13 protein-coding genes are annotated in these 17,210 nt (G+C 61.9%); 11 read left to right on the top strand and 2 right to left on the bottom strand.

The genetic code is table 11. From position 1 onward, the window contains the following. The first annotated feature begins 76 nt into the window (after positions 1-76). From PseuLF5_RS25905 to PseuLF5_RS25880, 6 genes are all read left to right on the top strand, one after another. Complete coding sequence (locus PseuLF5_RS25905) at positions 77-988, top strand: LysR family transcriptional regulator (RefSeq protein WP_186746325.1); 912 nt, start codon at positions 77-79, stop codon at positions 986-988. A gap of 103 nt (positions 989-1,091) precedes the next feature. Then, positions 1,092-1,985 carry an NAD-dependent epimerase/dehydratase family protein gene (locus PseuLF5_RS25900; protein WP_340134969.1) on the top strand — a complete coding sequence of 298 codons (894 nt, stop codon included), beginning with the start codon at positions 1,092-1,094 and terminating at the stop codon, positions 1,983-1,985. 313 nt (positions 1,986-2,298) lie between these two features. Continuing rightward, positions 2,299-3,648, top strand: coding sequence for a GntP family permease (locus tag PseuLF5_RS25895; RefSeq protein WP_128614481.1), 1,350 nt, complete (start codon positions 2,299-2,301; stop codon positions 3,646-3,648). A 15-nt stretch (positions 3,649-3,663) separates the two neighbouring features. Beyond that, the gene (locus PseuLF5_RS25890; protein WP_340134968.1) at positions 3,664-4,524 is read left to right on the top strand and encodes a MurR/RpiR family transcriptional regulator; all 861 of its coding nucleotides are present in this window, start codon (positions 3,664-3,666) and stop codon (positions 4,522-4,524) included. Position 4,525: 1 nt separating this feature from the next. Further along, positions 4,526-5,983 carry an N-acyl-D-amino-acid deacylase family protein gene (locus tag PseuLF5_RS25885; protein WP_340134967.1) on the top strand — a complete coding sequence of 486 codons (1,458 nt, stop codon included), beginning with the start codon at positions 4,526-4,528 and terminating at the stop codon, positions 5,981-5,983. Between the two features lie 195 nt (positions 5,984-6,178). Continuing rightward, a complete protein-coding gene (locus tag PseuLF5_RS25880) occupies positions 6,179-6,547 on the top strand; it encodes a glyoxalase superfamily protein (RefSeq protein WP_123464449.1) in 369 nt (122 codons plus the stop codon). Between the two features lie 255 nt (positions 6,548-6,802). Here the strand turns inward: PseuLF5_RS25880 and PseuLF5_RS25875 are convergent, their stop codons facing one another. Together PseuLF5_RS25875 and gliR are read right to left on the bottom strand one after the other, a co-directional pair. Beyond that, on the bottom strand, positions 6,803-7,168 hold the full coding sequence (locus PseuLF5_RS25875) for a DUF6124 family protein (RefSeq protein ID WP_340134966.1): 366 nt from the start codon (positions 7,166-7,168) through the stop codon (positions 6,803-6,805). 515 nt (positions 7,169-7,683) lie between these two features. Continuing rightward, positions 7,684-8,700 (bottom strand): AraC family transcriptional regulator GliR, encoded by a 1,017-nt coding sequence (gliR, locus tag PseuLF5_RS25870; protein WP_340134965.1) that lies wholly within the window; start codon positions 8,698-8,700, stop codon positions 7,684-7,686. A gap of 211 nt (positions 8,701-8,911) precedes the next feature. Between gliR and PseuLF5_RS25865 the strand changes: the two genes are divergently transcribed. From PseuLF5_RS25865 to PseuLF5_RS25845, 5 genes are all read left to right on the top strand, one after another. After that, complete coding sequence (locus PseuLF5_RS25865; protein ID WP_340134964.1) at positions 8,912-10,507, top strand: FAD-binding oxidoreductase; 1,596 nt, start codon at positions 8,912-8,914, stop codon at positions 10,505-10,507. 5 nt (positions 10,508-10,512) lie between these two features. Then, positions 10,513-12,105, top strand: coding sequence for a glycerol-3-phosphate dehydrogenase/oxidase (locus PseuLF5_RS25860; protein WP_123464459.1), 1,593 nt, complete (start codon positions 10,513-10,515; stop codon positions 12,103-12,105). A gap of 20 nt (positions 12,106-12,125) precedes the next feature. Next, on the top strand, positions 12,126-13,694 hold the full coding sequence (locus PseuLF5_RS25855) for an FGGY-family carbohydrate kinase (RefSeq protein WP_340134963.1): 1,569 nt from the start codon (positions 12,126-12,128) through the stop codon (positions 13,692-13,694). A 162-nt stretch (positions 13,695-13,856) separates the two neighbouring features. Beyond that, the gene (locus PseuLF5_RS25850; protein WP_340134962.1) at positions 13,857-15,146 is read left to right on the top strand and encodes a phospholipase; all 1,290 of its coding nucleotides are present in this window, start codon (positions 13,857-13,859) and stop codon (positions 15,144-15,146) included. Positions 15,147-15,193: 47 nt separating this feature from the next. Continuing rightward, positions 15,194-17,152 (top strand): DUF1302 domain-containing protein, encoded by a 1,959-nt coding sequence (locus tag PseuLF5_RS25845; RefSeq protein WP_267804375.1) that lies wholly within the window; start codon positions 15,194-15,196, stop codon positions 17,150-17,152. Positions 17,153-17,210 lie beyond the last annotated feature (58 nt).

Genomic DNA, 17,210 nt, shown 5'->3' with positions numbered 1-17,210 from the left:
AGGGGGATTTATCCCCTCGCCACAATTGGATACCTTCCCCACAATACAAGGGTGATGATCAGCCCAAGGGATACCTGTGAAAGCCAGATCCGATGAATTGCAGATTTTCGTCTGCGTGATCGAGTGCGGTTCGATTTCTGCCGCAGCCGAGCAGGTCGGGCAGACGCCGTCGGCGGTCAGTCGCACCTTGTCACGGCTGGAAGCCAAGCTCGACACCACGCTGATCAACCGCACCACACGGCGCATGGACCTGACCGAGGAGGGTAAGTACTTCTTCGAGCAGGCCAAGCTGATTCTCGATCAGATGGACGCCCTCGAAGAGCGTCTGTCCTCGCGCCAGCAAACCCCGTCCGGACGCCTGCGGATCAACGCCGCATCGCCGTTCATGCTGCATGCCGTCGTCCCCTACATCGACGAATTCCGCCGCCTCTATCCGGACATCCAGCTCGAACTCAACAGCAATGACCTGATCATTGACCTGCTGGAACAAAGCACCGACATCGCCATCCGCATCGGCACCCTCGCCGATTCGACGCTGCACGCGCGCTCCCTCGGCTGCAGTCCGTTGCTGATCGTCGCCAGCCCCGCGTATCTGGAGAAACACGGCGCGCCGCAGCAAGTCGCCGATCTAGGCGAACACACCTTGCTCGGCTTCACCCAGAACGAAGGCCTCAACCAATGGCCGCTGCGCTACGTGCACGGCGACCGCTGGCCGATCACCCCGGCGATCAGTGCCTCCAGTGGCGAGACCGTGCGTCATCTGGCGCTGGAAGGTCAGGGCATCGCCTGCCTGTCGCACTTCATGACCATCGACGACATCCGTGCCGGGCGCCTCAAGGTGCTGCTGGCGGAATTCAACAGCGGTTATCGTCAGCCGATTAACGCCGTGTACTACCGTAACTCGCAACTGGCACTGCGTATTCAGTGCTTCCTCGATTTCATCCAGAGCAAACTCGTCGCTTACGCCAACGCCGACTTCAAGGGCTGATTCGTGACCTCTGCGCAAGAGTGAATTGGGCGAGGGCGGGTGTTTCCCGCACGCTCGGCGGCCGATACTCGCCCCATCACTTATTCACGCAGGGAGTTTCTCCATGAAGGTATTCATCACCGGCGCCGCCGGTTTTATCGGCGGCTCCATCGCCACCGGTCTGGTCCAGGCCGGGCACAATGTCACGGGCCTGGTGCGCAGCGCCGAGCAGGCTGATGAGCTGAAGGCATTGGGCATCACCCCGGTGATCGGCACCCTCGAAGACAGCACGCTGCTGGCCGCACAGGCCCGCGCGGCTGACGCGGTGATCAACGCCGCCAGCAGCGACCATCGTGGTGCGGTCGAAGCCTTGCTCGACGCGTTGCGCGGCTCGAACAAAGCGTTCCTGCACACCAGCGGTTCGAGCATCGTCGGCGATGCCTCGGGTGGTAAGTCCAGCGACGTTATCTACGTCGAAGACAACCTGCCGCCACCGACCGTCGACAAGGCGGCCCGCGTGGCCATCGACAACCTGATCCTCGCGGCGGCGAAAGACGGAGTGAATTCGGCGGTGATCTGCAACACCCTGATCTATGGCCACAGCCTGGGCGTCAATCGCGACAGCGTGCAGTTGCCGCGCCTGCTCAAACAGGCCCGCAAAAGCGGCGTGGTGCGGCACGTCGGCAGCGGCCAGAACATCTGGTCCAACGTGCACATCGAAGACGTCGTCGCCCTGTACCTGCTGGCGCTGACCAAGAATGTGCCGGGTACCTTCTACTTCGTCGAGAGCGGTGAAGCGTCATTCATCGACATGACCACCGCCATGGCCCAGGCCCTGAACCTCGGCCAGCCACAAGACTGGCCGCTGCAAGACGCCGAAGCCGAATGGGGCTACGAAATGGCCAACTACGGCCTCGGCTCCAACAGCCGCGTACGCGGCAAACACGCCCGCGAACTGCTGGGTTGGGCGCCGAAGCGTACGTCGGTGGTGGAATGGATTCGTAACGAAATGGTGTGAGTCGTACACCCCCTCTGTAAACACCAATGAACCTGTGGGCGCTGGCTCGCCAGCGATAGCGGTCGACCAGTCAGCATCTATGTTGAATGTGCGGCCATCATCGCTGGCAAGCCAGCTCCCACAGGTTTCTCATCTGTCGGAATGTCATGTAAATCCCGCCCTGTGATTTTCATTTATCGCGACAAGACATATCCGTTCGCGACACGCCTTACCTCTCCACGAAAATAACTTTCATGTGGTTTGAAAACTCGATCTCGAAATGATTTATGAGTTTCACAACCCATTCGAACGTGACCCTTTCGAGGAGTACCGCATGACGCCTTCCTTCGGCTATTGGCTGCTGGTCTATGCCGCCGTCGCCATCATCGCGCTGATCGTGTTGATCGCCCGTTACCGGCTCAACCCGTTCATTGTCATCACCTTGATTTCCATCGGTCTGGCGCTGGTGGCGGGGATGCCGCCATCAGGCGTGGTGGGGGCGTATGAGGCGGGGGTGGGCAAGACGCTGGGGCATATTGCGCTGGTGGTCGCGCTGGGGACGATGCTCGGCAAGATGATGGCCGAATCCGGTGGCGCCGAGCAGATGGCGCGCACGCTTATCGCGAAATTCGGCGAGAAGAACGCGCACTGGGCGATGGTCTGCATTGCGTTTCTGGTCGGCCTGCCGTTGTTTTTCGAAGTCGGTTTTGTCTTGCTGGTGCCGATTGCCTTCACTGTGGCGCGACGGGTGGGAGTGTCGATTCTGATGGTCGGCTTGCCAATGGTTGCCGGCCTGTCGGTGGTGCATGCGCTGGTGCCGCCGCACCCGGCGGCGATGCTCGCGGTGCAGGCCTATCAGGCGTCGGTCGGGCAGACCTTGCTGTATGCGATAGCCATCGGCATTCCGACGGCGATTATCGCGGGGCCGCTGTACGCCAAATTCATCGTGCCGCGCATTCACTTGCCGGCGGATAACCCACTGGAAAAACAATTCCTCGACCGCGAACCGCGCGACCAACTGCCGGGTTTCGGCATCACCATGGCGACCATCCTGTTGCCGGTGGTGCTGATGCTGATCGGTGGCTGGGCCAACCTGATCTCCACGCCGGGCAGCGGTTTCAATCAGTTCCTGTTGTTCATCGGCAACTCGGTGATCGCGCTGTTGCTGGCGACCTTGCTGAGCTTCTGGACGCTGGGCATCGCCCAGGGCTTCAATCGCGAGTCGATCCTCAAGTTCACCAACGAATGCCTGGCGCCGACCGCGAGTATCACGTTACTGGTGGGCGCCGGCGGCGGCTTGAACCGGATTCTGGTCGATGCCGGTGTCACCGATCAGATCGTCGGCCTGGCCCACGAATTTCACCTGTCGCCGCTGATCATGGGCTGGCTGTTCGCCGCGTTGATGCGGGTGGCCACCGGTTCGGCGACCGTGGCCATGACCACAGCGTCCGGCGTGGTTGCGCCGGTGGCCATTGGTCTGGGTTATCCACACCCTGAGCTGTTGGTGCTGGCGACCGGTGCCGGCTCGGTTATCTTTTCCCACGTCAACGACGGCGGCTTCTGGTTGATCAAGGAATACTTCAACATGACGGTCGCGCAGACGTTCAAGACCTGGACCGTGCTCGAGACGTTGATCTCGCTGGTCGCTTTCGGCCTGACCGTCGGCCTTTCCTACCTGCTGTAACCGGAGCCCGCCGCCATGGACATCCTTTATCAGATCCGCGCCCGTCAGGATTCCTTCAGCGCCGGCGAGGGCCGCATCGCCCGGCTGATGCTCGACGACGTTGGTTTTGCTGCGAGCGCCAGTCTCGAAGACCTCGCGCGCCGCGCCGAAGTCAGCACCGCCACGCTGTCGCGTTTCGCCCGCACCGTGGGCTGTCGCGACCTGCGTGATCTGCGCCTGCAACTGGCTCAGGCCAGCGGTGTTGGCAGCCGTTTTCTCGATCCGGCGGGCACCCCCGAGCAGTCGGCGTTCTACGGGCAGATTGTCGGCGATATCGAAACCACCCTGCGCCAGCATCTGGCCGGGTTTGACGAATCGCGCTTCGCCGATGCGGTGAAAATGCTCGGCCAGGCACGGATGATTCATGCGTTCGGCATGGGCGGTTGCTCGACCCTGTGCAGCGACGAATTGCAGGTGCGGCTGGTGCGCCTCGGCTACCCGATTGCGGTGTGTCACGACGCGGTGATGATGCGCGTCACTGCCGCCAGCCTGAATGCCGAACAAGTGGTGATCGTCTGCTCGCTGACCGGTATCACTCCAGAGCTGCTGGAAACGGTCGAGCTGGCGCGCAACTACGGCGCGCGCATCCTCGCCATCACCCGCGCCGGCTCGCCGCTGGCGCAATTGGCCGACATCGTCCTGCCGCTGCAAGGCGCAGAAACCTCGTTCATCTACAAACCGACGGCGGCGCGCTACGGCATGCTGCTGGCCATCGACGTACTCGCCACCGAGCTGGCATTGGTCAATCCTGAAGACAATCAAGAACGTCTGCGGCGGATCAAGCTCGCCCTCGACGAATACCGTGGCGGCGACGATCACCTGCCGCTGGGAGACTGACATGCTGTACGACACGCTGATTCGCAACGCCCTGGTCATTGATGGCAGCAACACGCCCGGCTACCACGCCGATGTGGCGATTCGTGCTGGTCGCATCGAGCGCATTGGTGACTTGCAAGACGCCAGCGCTGCCGAAGAAATCGACGCCGCCGGCCGCGTGCTGGCGCCGGGTTTTATCGACGTCCACACCCATGACGACACCGTGGTCATCCGCCAACCCGAGATGCTGCCCAAACTCAGCCAAGGCGTGACCACGGTGATCGTCGGCAACTGCGGGATCAGCGCCTCGCCCGTGACGCTGAAAGGCAATCCGCCGGACCCGATGAACCTGCTCGGCACCGCGGCAGCCTTCGTTTATCCACGCTTCAGCGATTACCGTGCGGCGGTCGAAGCGGCGAACACCACGCTGAACGTCGCTGCACTGGTCGGCCACACGGCGCTGCGCAGCAATCACCTCGATGACTTGTTCCGCACCGCCACGCCAGGCGAAATCGCTGCGATGCGCGAGCAATTGCGTGAAAGCCTTGAAGCCGGTGCGCTCGGCTTATCCACAGGTCTGGCCTACGCCAGTGCGTTCAACGCCTCCACCGACGAAGTGAAGCAACTGACCGAAGAACTGACGGCATTCGGCGCGGTATACACCACGCACCTGCGCAGTGAATTCGAACCGGTGCTGGAGGCGATGGATGAAGCGTTCAGCATCGGCCGTCACTCGCGGTCACCGGTGATCATTTCCCACCTCAAGTGCGCCGGAGTCGGTAACTGGGGACGCAGTCCGCAGTTGCTCGCGGCGTTGGAGGAAGCCGCGAAAACCCAGCACGTCGGTTGCGACTGCTACCCGTATGCGGCAAGTTCTTCGACCCTGGATCTGAAGCAAGTCACCGACGCGCATCGCATCACCATCACTTGGTCGACACCGCATCCGCAAGTCAGCGGCCGCGACCTGATCGACATCGCCGCCGAATGGAGCGTGCCGCTGCTCGACGCGGCAAAACGCCTACAACCGGCGGGCGCGGTGTACTACGGAATGGACGAGGCCGATGTGCGAAGAATCCTTACCCATCCGTTGTCGATGGTCGGCTCTGACGGACTGCCGGAAGACCCGTTCCCGCATCCGCGCCTGTGGGGCGCTTTCCCACGGGTACTCGGGCATTTCAGTCGCGATGTCGGGCTGTTTCCGCTGCACACCGCCGTGCACAAGATGACCGGTCTGTCGGCGGCGCGCTTTGGCTTGAAGGAAAGGGGCGAGATTCGCGAAGGACACTGGGCGGATCTGGTGTTGTTCGATCCGGTGACCGTGCGCGATGTGGCGGATTTCAATGACCCGCAACGCGCCGCGCAAGGGATTGACGGGGTGTGGGTCAATGGCGTGCTGAGCTATCGCGACGGGCAGGCGAATGGTCGCCGGGAAGGGCGGTTTCTTGCACGGGACGGGGATTTGCGAGAAGGGTTTCGGTGATTGTGATGCCGGCAAAAGATCGCCGCCTGCGGCAGCTCCAGAGGTACGCGCTCCAAGGTGTGAGCTGTCGCAGGCGGCGATCTTTTGAACTGCGTCTCATAGTGGCACTGTGCAATTAAAGAAACGCCAGCCCAAGCCGAATTGCTGACATCCACCCCGTCTACACTGTGGGGCCAATCAGTCAGGGAGCACCCCATGAGCTTCGGCAAAACCACCCCGATCCTGCGGATCTTCGATGAAGCCAAGGCTGTCGAGTTTTACGTCGACTTCCTCGGCTTCAAGATCGACTGGCAGCATCGTTTTGAGGCGAATTTTCCGTTGTATCTGCAGGTGTCCCGTGGCGAATGCGTGCTGCACCTGACCGAGCATCACGGCGATGCAACACCGGGTTCGGCGCTGCGCATCGAGACCGATGAGCTGGAGGCGTTCCAGCAGCAATTGGTGGCCAAGGACTACAAGTTCTCGCACCCACAGATTCAGGCGATGCCGTGGGGGAGTCAGGACATGACGATTGCTGATCCGTTTGGTAATCGGTTGGTGTTTACCAACGCGATCAGCGTTTGAGCCGAGAAGAGCCCCTCACCCTAACCCTCTCCCGGAGGGAGAGGGGACTGATTGTGGGATGCTTTCGAGTTACGCCGACCTGAATATGCTTTGCTGAATCCATAATCGACTCGGTCGTTCAGGTCGATGTAAAACGCCAGACACCTCGGTCGGCCCCCTCTCCCTCGGGGAGAGGGCTGGGGTGAGGGCAAAAATCGCAAGCCAGACAAAAAAGCCCGCTGCCAAACCACCAAGGTCTGACAGCGGGCTTTTTCGTCACTCGGTCGGCACTAACGTATCCAGCACGCGATTAACCGCCAGCTCCGCCAACATCACCACTTGAGCGATGCCTTGCAGGGTTTTGCGGTGCGTGCCCTCAACCAGCGCTGCGTGGTTATGCAGCATGACGGTGGCCGAGCCGAGGGTTTCACTGGCATCCACCAGCAGCGACTCGGTATCGGCTTCGGGGTCGGTCATGTACAGCTTGTTGGGTTTGTAAGGCGCGGCCATGATCTCGGCGGTTGGCGGGCCGAGGTAGTGGTCGAGGGCGCGCTCGGCGGCTTCGTGGAGTTTCTTTGAGTCGGGGGATTCGTAGGGGGAGGCCGGGTCAGTGACCGGTGGGTTGGGTGTTACTTTGAACATAAGCTGTGTTCCCTTCATTGAGCTTCAACCCTTCTGCTACTAAACGGAAGGGAGGCAGCTGTACGCAGGTTAGTAGACCGGGGAACTCAGCTTAAGCCGGCGCGCCGAAGCGCCCTACGTACAGCCACCATCAAGCTCAGGTACGAGAGCACCTGTGATGAAAGTACGACCAGCAGAATTACCACGGGCTACTAAACCCGATCACTGGGAATCAGTGACCCGATTGAAGTTACGCAGCAAGCCCTGGGCGCACAAGCCGGCGGATTCTGGCTTAGGCGTAGGCAGTGGCGCAAGGATTTGTAGGCTCTTGCGCGTAACACTGAGTGTCTTTAAACAGGTTGGGTGTAAGGGGTTTATCGCACTGCAAGTATTGAGGATTTGCCTGTCGGACTTCCGGTGCGGCGACTGACGTCATCGCTGGCAAGCCAGCTCCCACAGTGATGGAGTCGTAAGCAAGATTTGGGTTCACCGAAAAACCTGTGGGAGCTGGCTTGCCAGCGATGGGGCCAGAACAATCACCCACGATGCATCTGCCGAAACTCGCCGGGCGGCATCCCCCGCCGACTCTTGAACGTGCGATGAAACGACCTCGGCTCGGTAAACCCCAGATATTGCGCAATGTCCTGAATCGGCAACGTGCTGTTCAACAGATAATGCTCGGCCAGCTCCTGGCGCAAATCATCGAGAATCTGCTGATACGACGTCCCCGCCTGATGCAATTGCCGCTGCAACGTGCGCACGGAAACAGCGAGCTGTTCGGCGACCTGTTCCTTGCGCGGCAACCCCTCCTTGAGCAACTGCCGCAGGATGCTTTTCACCTGCTGCTCAAGCGACGCATCCTCCAGCGTCGCCATCAAGCCCAGCGCGTGTTCTTCCAGCGTTCGCAGCAACTGCGCATCGGCCTGACGCAACGGCAACTGCAAGTACGCTAACGGCACGACCAGCGCCGAATAGGGCTGATCGAACAACACCGGACAATCGAAGAACTGCTCATATTGCGCCAGCGTCACCTCGTCCGGGCGCGCATGCTCCAGCCACACAGCGGCCGGCGACATCTGCGTATCGGCAATCCAGCGTGCATAGTGCAGCCACGAGCCGAGCACGTTTTCCACCAGATGCCGGCGAATGCGTGGGCGCTGATAGCGGCAGGTCCAGATCAGGTGCACATGGCCGTCCTGTACCTCGGCGCGGCTGACGCCCATGTCGCCCACCAGTTTTTCGAACGGCATGATCCGGCTCATGGCATCGCCCAGCGTCGCGCAGTTCATGGTGATGTAACCGAGCACGCTCCAGGAATTGGGCAGGACAAAATTCGCTGCGTTAAGCCCGAACAGCGGGTCGCCCGAGTGTTCGCAGAAATAATCGAGCAATTTTTCATGAGCCTCACCCGGCAAGCGCAGGGTGTTGTCGCTCAGTTGCTGCGCCTGCAATCCGGCCGCGGTCAATGCCGGCTCGATGGCCATGCCCAGTTGTTCGGCATGGCGCAGGTATTTGAGCAGGGGCGGCACTGAGGTGAAGCCGAGCGATTGCATGATCCCGATCCTTTGATCAACGGCGGCATGGGCAGACGAATAGCCTGAAAGGTAAGTGCAAACCGCGACTAAAGTAAATGCCTGACGCTTGCGCGACGTTTGACTCAATTGGCTACATGAACTGGCCGGATACGACCGTGACACCGGGCGGCCGCTGGCTAGTATGGAGGCCTGAAACATCCATGATCCGACGGCAAAGAAGGACACACGCATGCGACGCTGGAACGGCTGGGGAGAGGCAGGCACGGTGGTCGAACTGCCGGCCCAGGGCGCGAGTTTTCTCAACGAACGGCTGGGGGCCGGGCGCGCGCTGCCGGATGCCTCACTGGAGTCGGCACTGGCGCGGGTGCCGGCCTCGCGGCTGGCGCAGCACGCGTTGTACAGCGTCGATGCCCATGACCGCCTGCTGCATGCCCGCGGCCAGAGCCTGCCGGACTGGCTGGCGCTGCGCAAAGGCGCGCTGGGCAACTATCCCGACGCCGTGGCGTTTCCCGAAACCGCCGAGCAGATCCGCCAATTGCTGGCGCTCGCCCATGAACAGGACCTGTGCCTGATTCCCTACGGCGGCGGCACCTCGGTGGCCGGGCACATCAATCCGCCGGATTCGACGCGGCCGGTGGTGACGGTGTCGCTGGCGCGGATGAATCGCCTGAGCGACCTCGACGAGGCCAGCCAACTGGCGACGTTCGGCCCCGGCGCCAGCGGCCCGCAGGTGGAAAGTCAGCTACGCGCTCGCGGCTACACGTTGGGGCATTTTCCGCAGTCGTGGGAGTTGTCGACGCTGGGCGGTTGGGTCGCCAGTCGCTCCAGCGGCCAGCAGTCGTTGCGCTACGGGCGCATCGAGCAATTGTTCGCTGGCGGCACCCTGGAAACCTTTGCCGGACCTCTGGACATCCCGACCTTCCCGGCCTCCGCCGCAGGGCCTGATCTGCGCGAAGTGGTGCTCGGCAGCGAGGGCCGTTTCGGGATCATTTCCGAGGTCAAAGTGCGGGTCAGTCCGTTGCCCGCCGATGAGCGTTTTTATGGCGTCTTCCTGCCCAGTTGGAGCAAGGCGCTGCAAGCGATCCGCCAATTGGCCCAGACGCGGGTGCCGCTGTCGATGCTGCGTCTGTCCAACGCCGTGGAAACCGAAACCCAACTGGCGCTGGCCGGGCATCCACAGCAAATCGCCTGGCTGGAGAAATACCTGAGCCTGCGCGGCGCCGGTGAGGGCAAGTGCCTGCTGACCTTCGGCGTGACCGGCAATCGTCGGCAGAACGCGCTGTCATTGACCCAGGCCCGGCAGCATCTGAAAGCCTTTGGCGGGGTGTTCACCGGCACCCTGCTCGGCAAGAAGTGGGCGCAGAACCGTTTCCGTTTTCCCTACCTGCGCGAGAACCTGTGGAACGCCGGTTACGTGGTCGATACCCTGGAAACGGCCACCGACTGGAGCAACGTCGACCACTTGCTCAACCTGATCGAAAACAGCCTGCGCGATGCCCTGGCAGCGGAGGGCGAGCGGGTGCATGTGTTCACCCACTTGTCCCACGTCTACGGCGAAGGTTCGAGCATCTACACCACCTATGTGTTTCGCCCGGCGGCGGATTACCCGGCGACGCTGGCGCGCTGGCAGGCACTCAAACACGCGGCCAGCCAGGCCATCGTCGACAACCACGGCACCATCAGTCACCAGCATGGTGTCGGCAAGGATCACGCACCGTACCTGCTGCGCGAAAAAGGCGCGCTGGCGCTGGACACCTTGCAGGCGCTGAGCAAGCACTTCGATCCGGCCGGGCGCCTCAATCCCGGCACGTTGTTGCCGGAGTGACGACCATGAATCAGGACTGGAACGCCGCGTGGCGCCAGCAGATTCTGCCGACGCTGGCAGCCGAAACCTGGGATCTGATCGTCATCGGCGGCGGCATCAGCGGTGCCGGCATTCTGCGTGAAGCGGCGCGGCGTGGCTGGCGTTGCCTGCTGCTGGAACAACGGGATTTCGCCTGGGGCACGTCCAGCCGATCGTCGAAAATGGTCCACGGTGGTTTGCGTTACATCGCCAAGGGCCAGTGGCGCCTGACCCGCGATTCGGTGCGTGAACGTCAGCGCTTGCTCGACGAAGCGCCGGGGCTGGTGGAGCCGATGAGTTTCATGATGCCGCACTATCGCGGCGGCTTTCCCGGGCCGCGTGTGCTCGGTGGCTTGCTGTCGGTTTACGACGCGTTGGCCGGACGGCGCAGCCATCGTTTTCATGACGCGCAGCAATTGCGGTTTCTGGCGCCGGGGGTGAAGGAAAGCAAGCTGATTGGCGGCACCTGTTTCGTCGATGCGCTGACCGATGATGCGCGGCTGGTGATGCGCGTTTTGAGCGAGGCGCGGGCCGATGGTGCGGTGGTGCTCAACGGTGTGCGCGTCGAACAGTTGCTGCGCGAAGACGGGCGGGTGTACGGAGTTCAGGTCGAAGATTGCGAGGCAGGTGGGCCGCTGCAATTACGCTGCGGCGTGTTGGCGGTGGCTACGGGGGCGTGGGCGGAGCGCTTGCGTTTGCCCGAGTCACCGCGACAACTGCGACCACTGCGTGGCAGTCATCTGCTGCTGCCGGGCTGGCGTTTGCCGGTGGCGCAGGCGTTCACCTTTCTGCATGAGCGAGACCGTCGGCCAGTCTTTGTTTTCCCTTGGGAGGGCGCGACGGTGGTCGGCACCACCGATCTTGATCATCGCGAGGATCTGGACCAGAGCGCGAGCATCAGCGCCGAAGAACTCGACTATCTGCTGGCGGCCTGCACGCAACAGTTTCCCGCTGCCGAAGTCTCGGCCACCGATGTGCTGTCAACCTGGTCGGGCGTGCGCCCGGTGGTAGGCAGCGCAAGTGCGCATCAAGGCAAGCCGTCGAATGAAACCCGTGAACATGTGCTGTGGCAGGAGCCCGGTTGCGTGACCCTGGCCGGTGGCAAACTGACGACGTTTCGCCCGCAAGCCATTGAAGTGCTCAAGGCTTGCGCAGACATGCTCGGCCGTCATTTTGAAGATGATGCCGCTGCGGTGTTCGCCGCCGTACCAGCCCTGAGCATTCCCGGACTCAGCCCTCAACAGTGGCGACGCCTGGCCGGACGCCACGGCCGTGACCTGCCGAGGCTGGCGCAGCTGATCGCCGAGTCGGGCCCCGAAACGGTCGGCAACACCGACACCTTGTGGGCAGAGCTGGCCTTCGCCTGCGAGGCGGAAATGGTTCTGCACCTCGATGATCTATTACTGCGCCGCACCCGACTGGGCTTGTTGCTGGCGCGCGGTGGCGAAGCGTATTTCCCTGCCATTCGCCAGCTCTGCCAGCCACGTCTGGGCTGGGACGATGCACACTGGCAGCAAGAGCAGCAGCGTTACCGGGTGTTGTGGCAACGCCATCACGGTTTGCCGGAGGCCACGCCTTGATGCCCCTTGAAGAGAGCGCCATGGATAACCATTCGAACAAGCGTTACCTGTTGGCGATCGACAACGGCACCCAGAGCGTGCGCGCATTGCTCTTCGATCTGCAGGGCAATCTGCTCGGCAAAGGCAAGGTCCAATTGCAGGCGTATTACTCGACGCAACCGGGTTGGGCCGAGCAGGACCCGGAATATTACTGGGCGAAACTCGGCGAGGCCTGCCAGCAGGTGTGGGCGCAAACCGGGATTGATCGTTCGCAGATCGCCGGTGTTTCGCTAACCACTCAACGCGGCACGGTGATCAACGTCGATGCCGCGGGCAAACCGTTGCGCCCGGCGATTCTGTGGCTCGATCAGCGCCAGAGCGAAGTCGAGGGCGGGATCAAGGGCCCGTGGGGCTGGCTGTTCAAACTGGTCGGCGCGCAGGCTACAGTGGATTATTTTCGCGCCCAGGCCGAGGCCAACTGGATCGCCAGGCATCAACCGGAAATCTGGGCGGCGACCGACAAGTTTTTGCTGCTCTCGGGGTTTCTCACCCATCGTCTGTGTGGGCGCTTTGTTGACTCTGTCGGCTGTTGCGTCGGCTACCTGCCGTTCGATTTCAAACGCCTGAAATGGGCCGCGCCCAGCGACTGGAAATGGCAGGCGCTGGCGGTGCGTCCCGAGCAGTTGCCGACCTTGCACAAACCTGGGGAAACCCTCGGCCACATCAGCGCTGAAGCCAGCCGCCACACCGGGATTCCCGAGGGCTTGCCGCTGATTGCCGCCGGTGCCGACAAGGCCTGTGAAGTGGTCGGTTCCGGCGTGGTCGATGCCGATACGGTGTGCCTTTCCTATGGCACCACGGCGACGATCACCAGCACCCGCGCGCGCTACCGGGAAATCGTCCCGTTGATTCCGCCGTACCCCTCGGCGGTGCCGGATCAGTACAACTGCGAGGTGATGATTTATCGCGGTTACTGGATGGTCAGCTGGTTCAAGAATGAGTTCGGCCTGCGCGAGATGCAGCAGGCGCAAGCGCAGGGCATCGAGCCGGAGCAGTTGTTCGATGCACTGGTCAACGCGGTGCCGCCGGGGTCGATGGGGCTGATGCTGCAACCCTATTGGTCACCGGGTATTCGCGAGCCCGGCGTGGAGGCCAAAGGCGCGATGATCGGCTTCGGCGATGTGCACACCCGTGCGCACATTTACCGGGCGATTCTGGAAGGGCTGGCGTATGCGTTGCGCCAGGGCATGGAAAAAATCGAGCAGCGTTCGAAGGTCTCGATCAAGCGCTTGCGGGTAGCCGGTGGCGGCTCGCAGAGCGATGCGGCGATGCAGCTGACGGCGAATATTTTCGGCCTGCCGGCGGAGCGTCCGCATGTGTACGAAGCGTCCGGGCTGGGCGCGGCGATCTGTTGTGCGGTGGGGTTGGGGTTGTATGCGGACTTTCCGAGTGCGATCGCGGCGATGACGCGGGTTGGCGCGGTATTCACACCGCAACCCGAGGCGCAGCAGGTCTATGAGCGTTTGTACAAAGAGGTGTACCTGCGCATGTATCGCCAGCTCAAACCGTTGTATCAGAGCATCCGCAAAATCACCGGTTACCCGGCCTGAAGAAACACCGCCAATTCCCTTGCAGGCTCACTCCTGCAGGGAGGCATGGCGATTCTCATGTGGCGCTATCGGAGACTTTTTCTGGTGAGATTGGACAGTGTCAGCGCCGGGGGCGGTTGTTAGGCTCAACCCCCACAGCACTTCCAATAAGAATTAAAAGCAATGAAGCTGACATTTCTCCTGTTGCTGCTTTGTGCAATGGCCCCGACGGCGTGGGGCTGGTCGAACCACACGGTGGGCAGCTATCTGGCGTTGCAGGAATTGCCGGCGCTGCGTGATGCGCCACCGGTGGAGGTCGAGCCGCTGGAGCGCTTTCTCGCCGAGCAATATCCGGCCGTGGTTGCGCTGCTGGAGCAACAGGAAAGCTTCGCCCGGGAACACTTCACCCAGTACCCGCCGCGCCCCGACAATCTGAAGCTGCCCGCCGTGCCGGGTGACAATCTGCGCCACGACTTTCTCACTGCGTTGCGGCTCAATCCGCGCATTCATCTGGCGATGGTCATTCAACCATTGCCGGGTCAAGACATACCCGAGCGCGAACACCTCAGTGCCGATCAGGTGATGGTCGAGCAGACGCGTTCGCCATGGAGTTGTCAGCGTTTCATTCGCGTGGCGGACGGCGAAAAAGTCGCGGCGCTGGCGGTCCTGGCGAGCGCCGCCGACGAGCCGGATTACGGTCACGACATCAACCTGTTCAGCGACAACCCCGGCGCAGTTGCCGCGCTGTACGGCTTCGGCCCGCAGCCGTTTGGCGATGCGCGTTTCCAGTACAGCTCGCAGGCGCCGTTCCACATGGGCTTCTTCCATGAAAGCGCGGTGGTGTATGCCGCGGCCGGATTTCTTCAGCGCAGCTGGCCGGACTGGCGCGCCTATCAGTACCTGGGGCTGGCGCGACTGGCGTTCGCCAGTGGCCATCCTTACTGGGGCTATCGGTTCCTTGGTTGGGGCGTGCACCACGTGCAGGACTTGACCCAGCCGTATCACGCCAAGCCATTGCCCGGGGTCGAACTGCCCAGTCTGTTGCTGCTGGAGGGCAAGGCGTTGGCCGGTTTTGCCGATGATAAAAAAGCCTCGATCGAGCGCGTCGCCACCCGCCACATGGAAGTCGAGAAGTACCAGTCGACCTGGCTGCGGCGCCTGCTGCGCGCCGGTCAGCAGCATCCGATGCTCGCTGCCTACGCTGATGTGGCCCAAGACAAACAGTATCCGCCGTACTCGGTGGACTACTTGCGCGAAGTGGTCAGTGCCGAGTCGGTCGAGGACTCGGCAGCGTTCGATGAAGCCATCGGCCAGTGGCTGGAGACGGCCCCGTTGACCAGCGATTTCAGCAGCGGCAATCAGTTGCAGCGCGAGCGTTTCGAGCATTCGGCACTCAATCAACAGCTGTTCAAACTGCTCGGCCATTTTGGCGCGCACAGCCGGATTTATGTCCGTGCGGGGCTGGCACCCTAGCCATCGCGGCCACGCAAAAAACAATAAGAACAAGGAGGGAGAAACCCATGATCAACACTCGATTGCGCCTGACCGGCGTGGCACTTCCCGGTGTCGGCCTGGCAGGGCTGCTGCAACTCTGTGCGGTGGATGCTGTGCAGGCTGCCGAGTTCAGCGTGCTGGACAATCAAGTCACCGGCTCGATCGACACGACCCTGTCCTATGGTCGTTTGTGGCGGGTGCAAGGGCGCGACAAGAACAACGATGACGTCAACACCAACGACGGCAATCGCAACTTCGATACCGGGCTGGTTTCCGAGGTGTACAAGATCACCTCCGAGCTTGAGGCCAACTATCAGAACTACGGTTTGTTCGTGCGCGGCACGGCGTTCTACGACACCCAGTTGATGGACAAGCGCAACGACTACTACCGCAACAACAACCCGTCGCAACCGAGCCAGAGCTACCCGCAGGACGACCGTTTCACCAGTCAGACCCGCGACATCGCCGGCAGCCGGATCGAGATGCTCGACGCCTATGTCCACGGCAGTTGGGACGTCGCGCAGATGCCGGTGACCGCGCGGGTCGGCCGCCAGGTATTCAACTGGGGCGAGGGGATTTTCTATCGCGGCGGGATCAACACCACCAACCCGGTGGACGCTGCCAAGTACCGCTTGCCCGGCGCCGAAGTGAAGGAAGTGCTGGTACCGGTGGAGGCGCTGAGCTTCAACATCGGTCTGACCGACAGCCTGACCCTGGAGAGCTTCTACCAGACCAACTGGAAGGAAACCCGCATCGATCCGGTCGGCACGTTCTACTCGCAGACCGACCTGTTCGCCGACGGTGGCAACACCGGCTACAACAACTTCAGCGGCACCGCGCTCGACACGCCGGTGCCGGGGTTTGGCAACGTCATCGGGCTTTACAGTGCCTTGGGCAGCAACCCGTTGCTGAGCCAGGCCCTGCAAACCACCGGCCTGTACGCCAACGGCGTGACGCCGGCCTACGGCAATACGCTCAAGGTCGCGTCCATCGGCAAGGACTACAACGCGCGCAACGACGGTCAGTTCGGTTTTGCCTTTCGCTACATTGCCGAGCAACTCAATAGCACCGAGTTCGGTTTGTACCTGGTCAATTACCACGCCAAGGAACCGACCATCGCTGCGGATCTTGGCGGTTACAAGGGCATCGACATGAATGCCCTGACCAATCTGCTGGCGGGTGTCGCGGGCAGTCAGGCCGGCGCACTGGCCAACGGTTTGGCCACCGCGGATGTGATGGGCAATATCCAGGCGCATCGGCGCTATGCCGAAGACATCCGCATGTACGGGTTCAGCTTCAACACCACGTTGGGTGAGGCCTCGGTGTTCGGCGAGTTGGCCTATCGGCCCAACCTGCCTATCGGCGTCGCCGCGACCAACGATCTGATTGGCGACTTGGCCAACGGTGCGGCTGCGGCAGTGACCGGCAAAGCGATCAACGTCGGTGGGCAGATGGTCACCCTCGACAGCCAGATCAACAACGCCGAACGCGTGGAAGCGTTCAATACTTCGCTGGGCACTATCTATAACTTCGGCCCGACGGCGTCGTTCGACTCACTGTTCGGCATCTTCGAACTGGCCTCCGAGCACCTGCGCGGCAGCAGCCTGCAATACACCGCTTATGACGGCAGTCGTCGTTACTACGCCGGCACCGGTAACTATTCCTATGTGTCGGGCGGCGATCGTGACGATCAGGTCAATCGCGATTCCTACAGCTACACGGCCATGCTCAACGGCACCTGGAACGACGTGTACGCCGGGGTCAACGTCTCGCCTTACGTCGTCTACAAGGACGATTTCAAAGGCAACAGCTATCAGGCCGGCAACACCATCGACGGGCGCAAGGCCTACACCCTGGGAATCAAGGCCAATTACCAGAACAAGCTCGAAGCCGAGGTGCAATACACCAACTTCTGGGGCGGCGGGCAGAACAACGGGATTCGCGACCGCGACAACGTCGGGTTCAACCTCAAGTACTTCTTGTGAATTCCAACTCATCCCCCTGTGGGAGCGAGCTTGCTCGCGAAGAGGCCAGCAGATTCAA

Source organism: Pseudomonas sp. LF-5 (genome assembly GCF_037626295.1).
In the GTDB taxonomy this organism is placed as follows: Bacteria; Pseudomonadota; Gammaproteobacteria; order Pseudomonadales; family Pseudomonadaceae; genus Aquipseudomonas; species Aquipseudomonas monsensis.
Note: the sequence above shows the minus strand (reverse complement) of the source record. Positions and strands in the feature narration are given on the sequence as shown.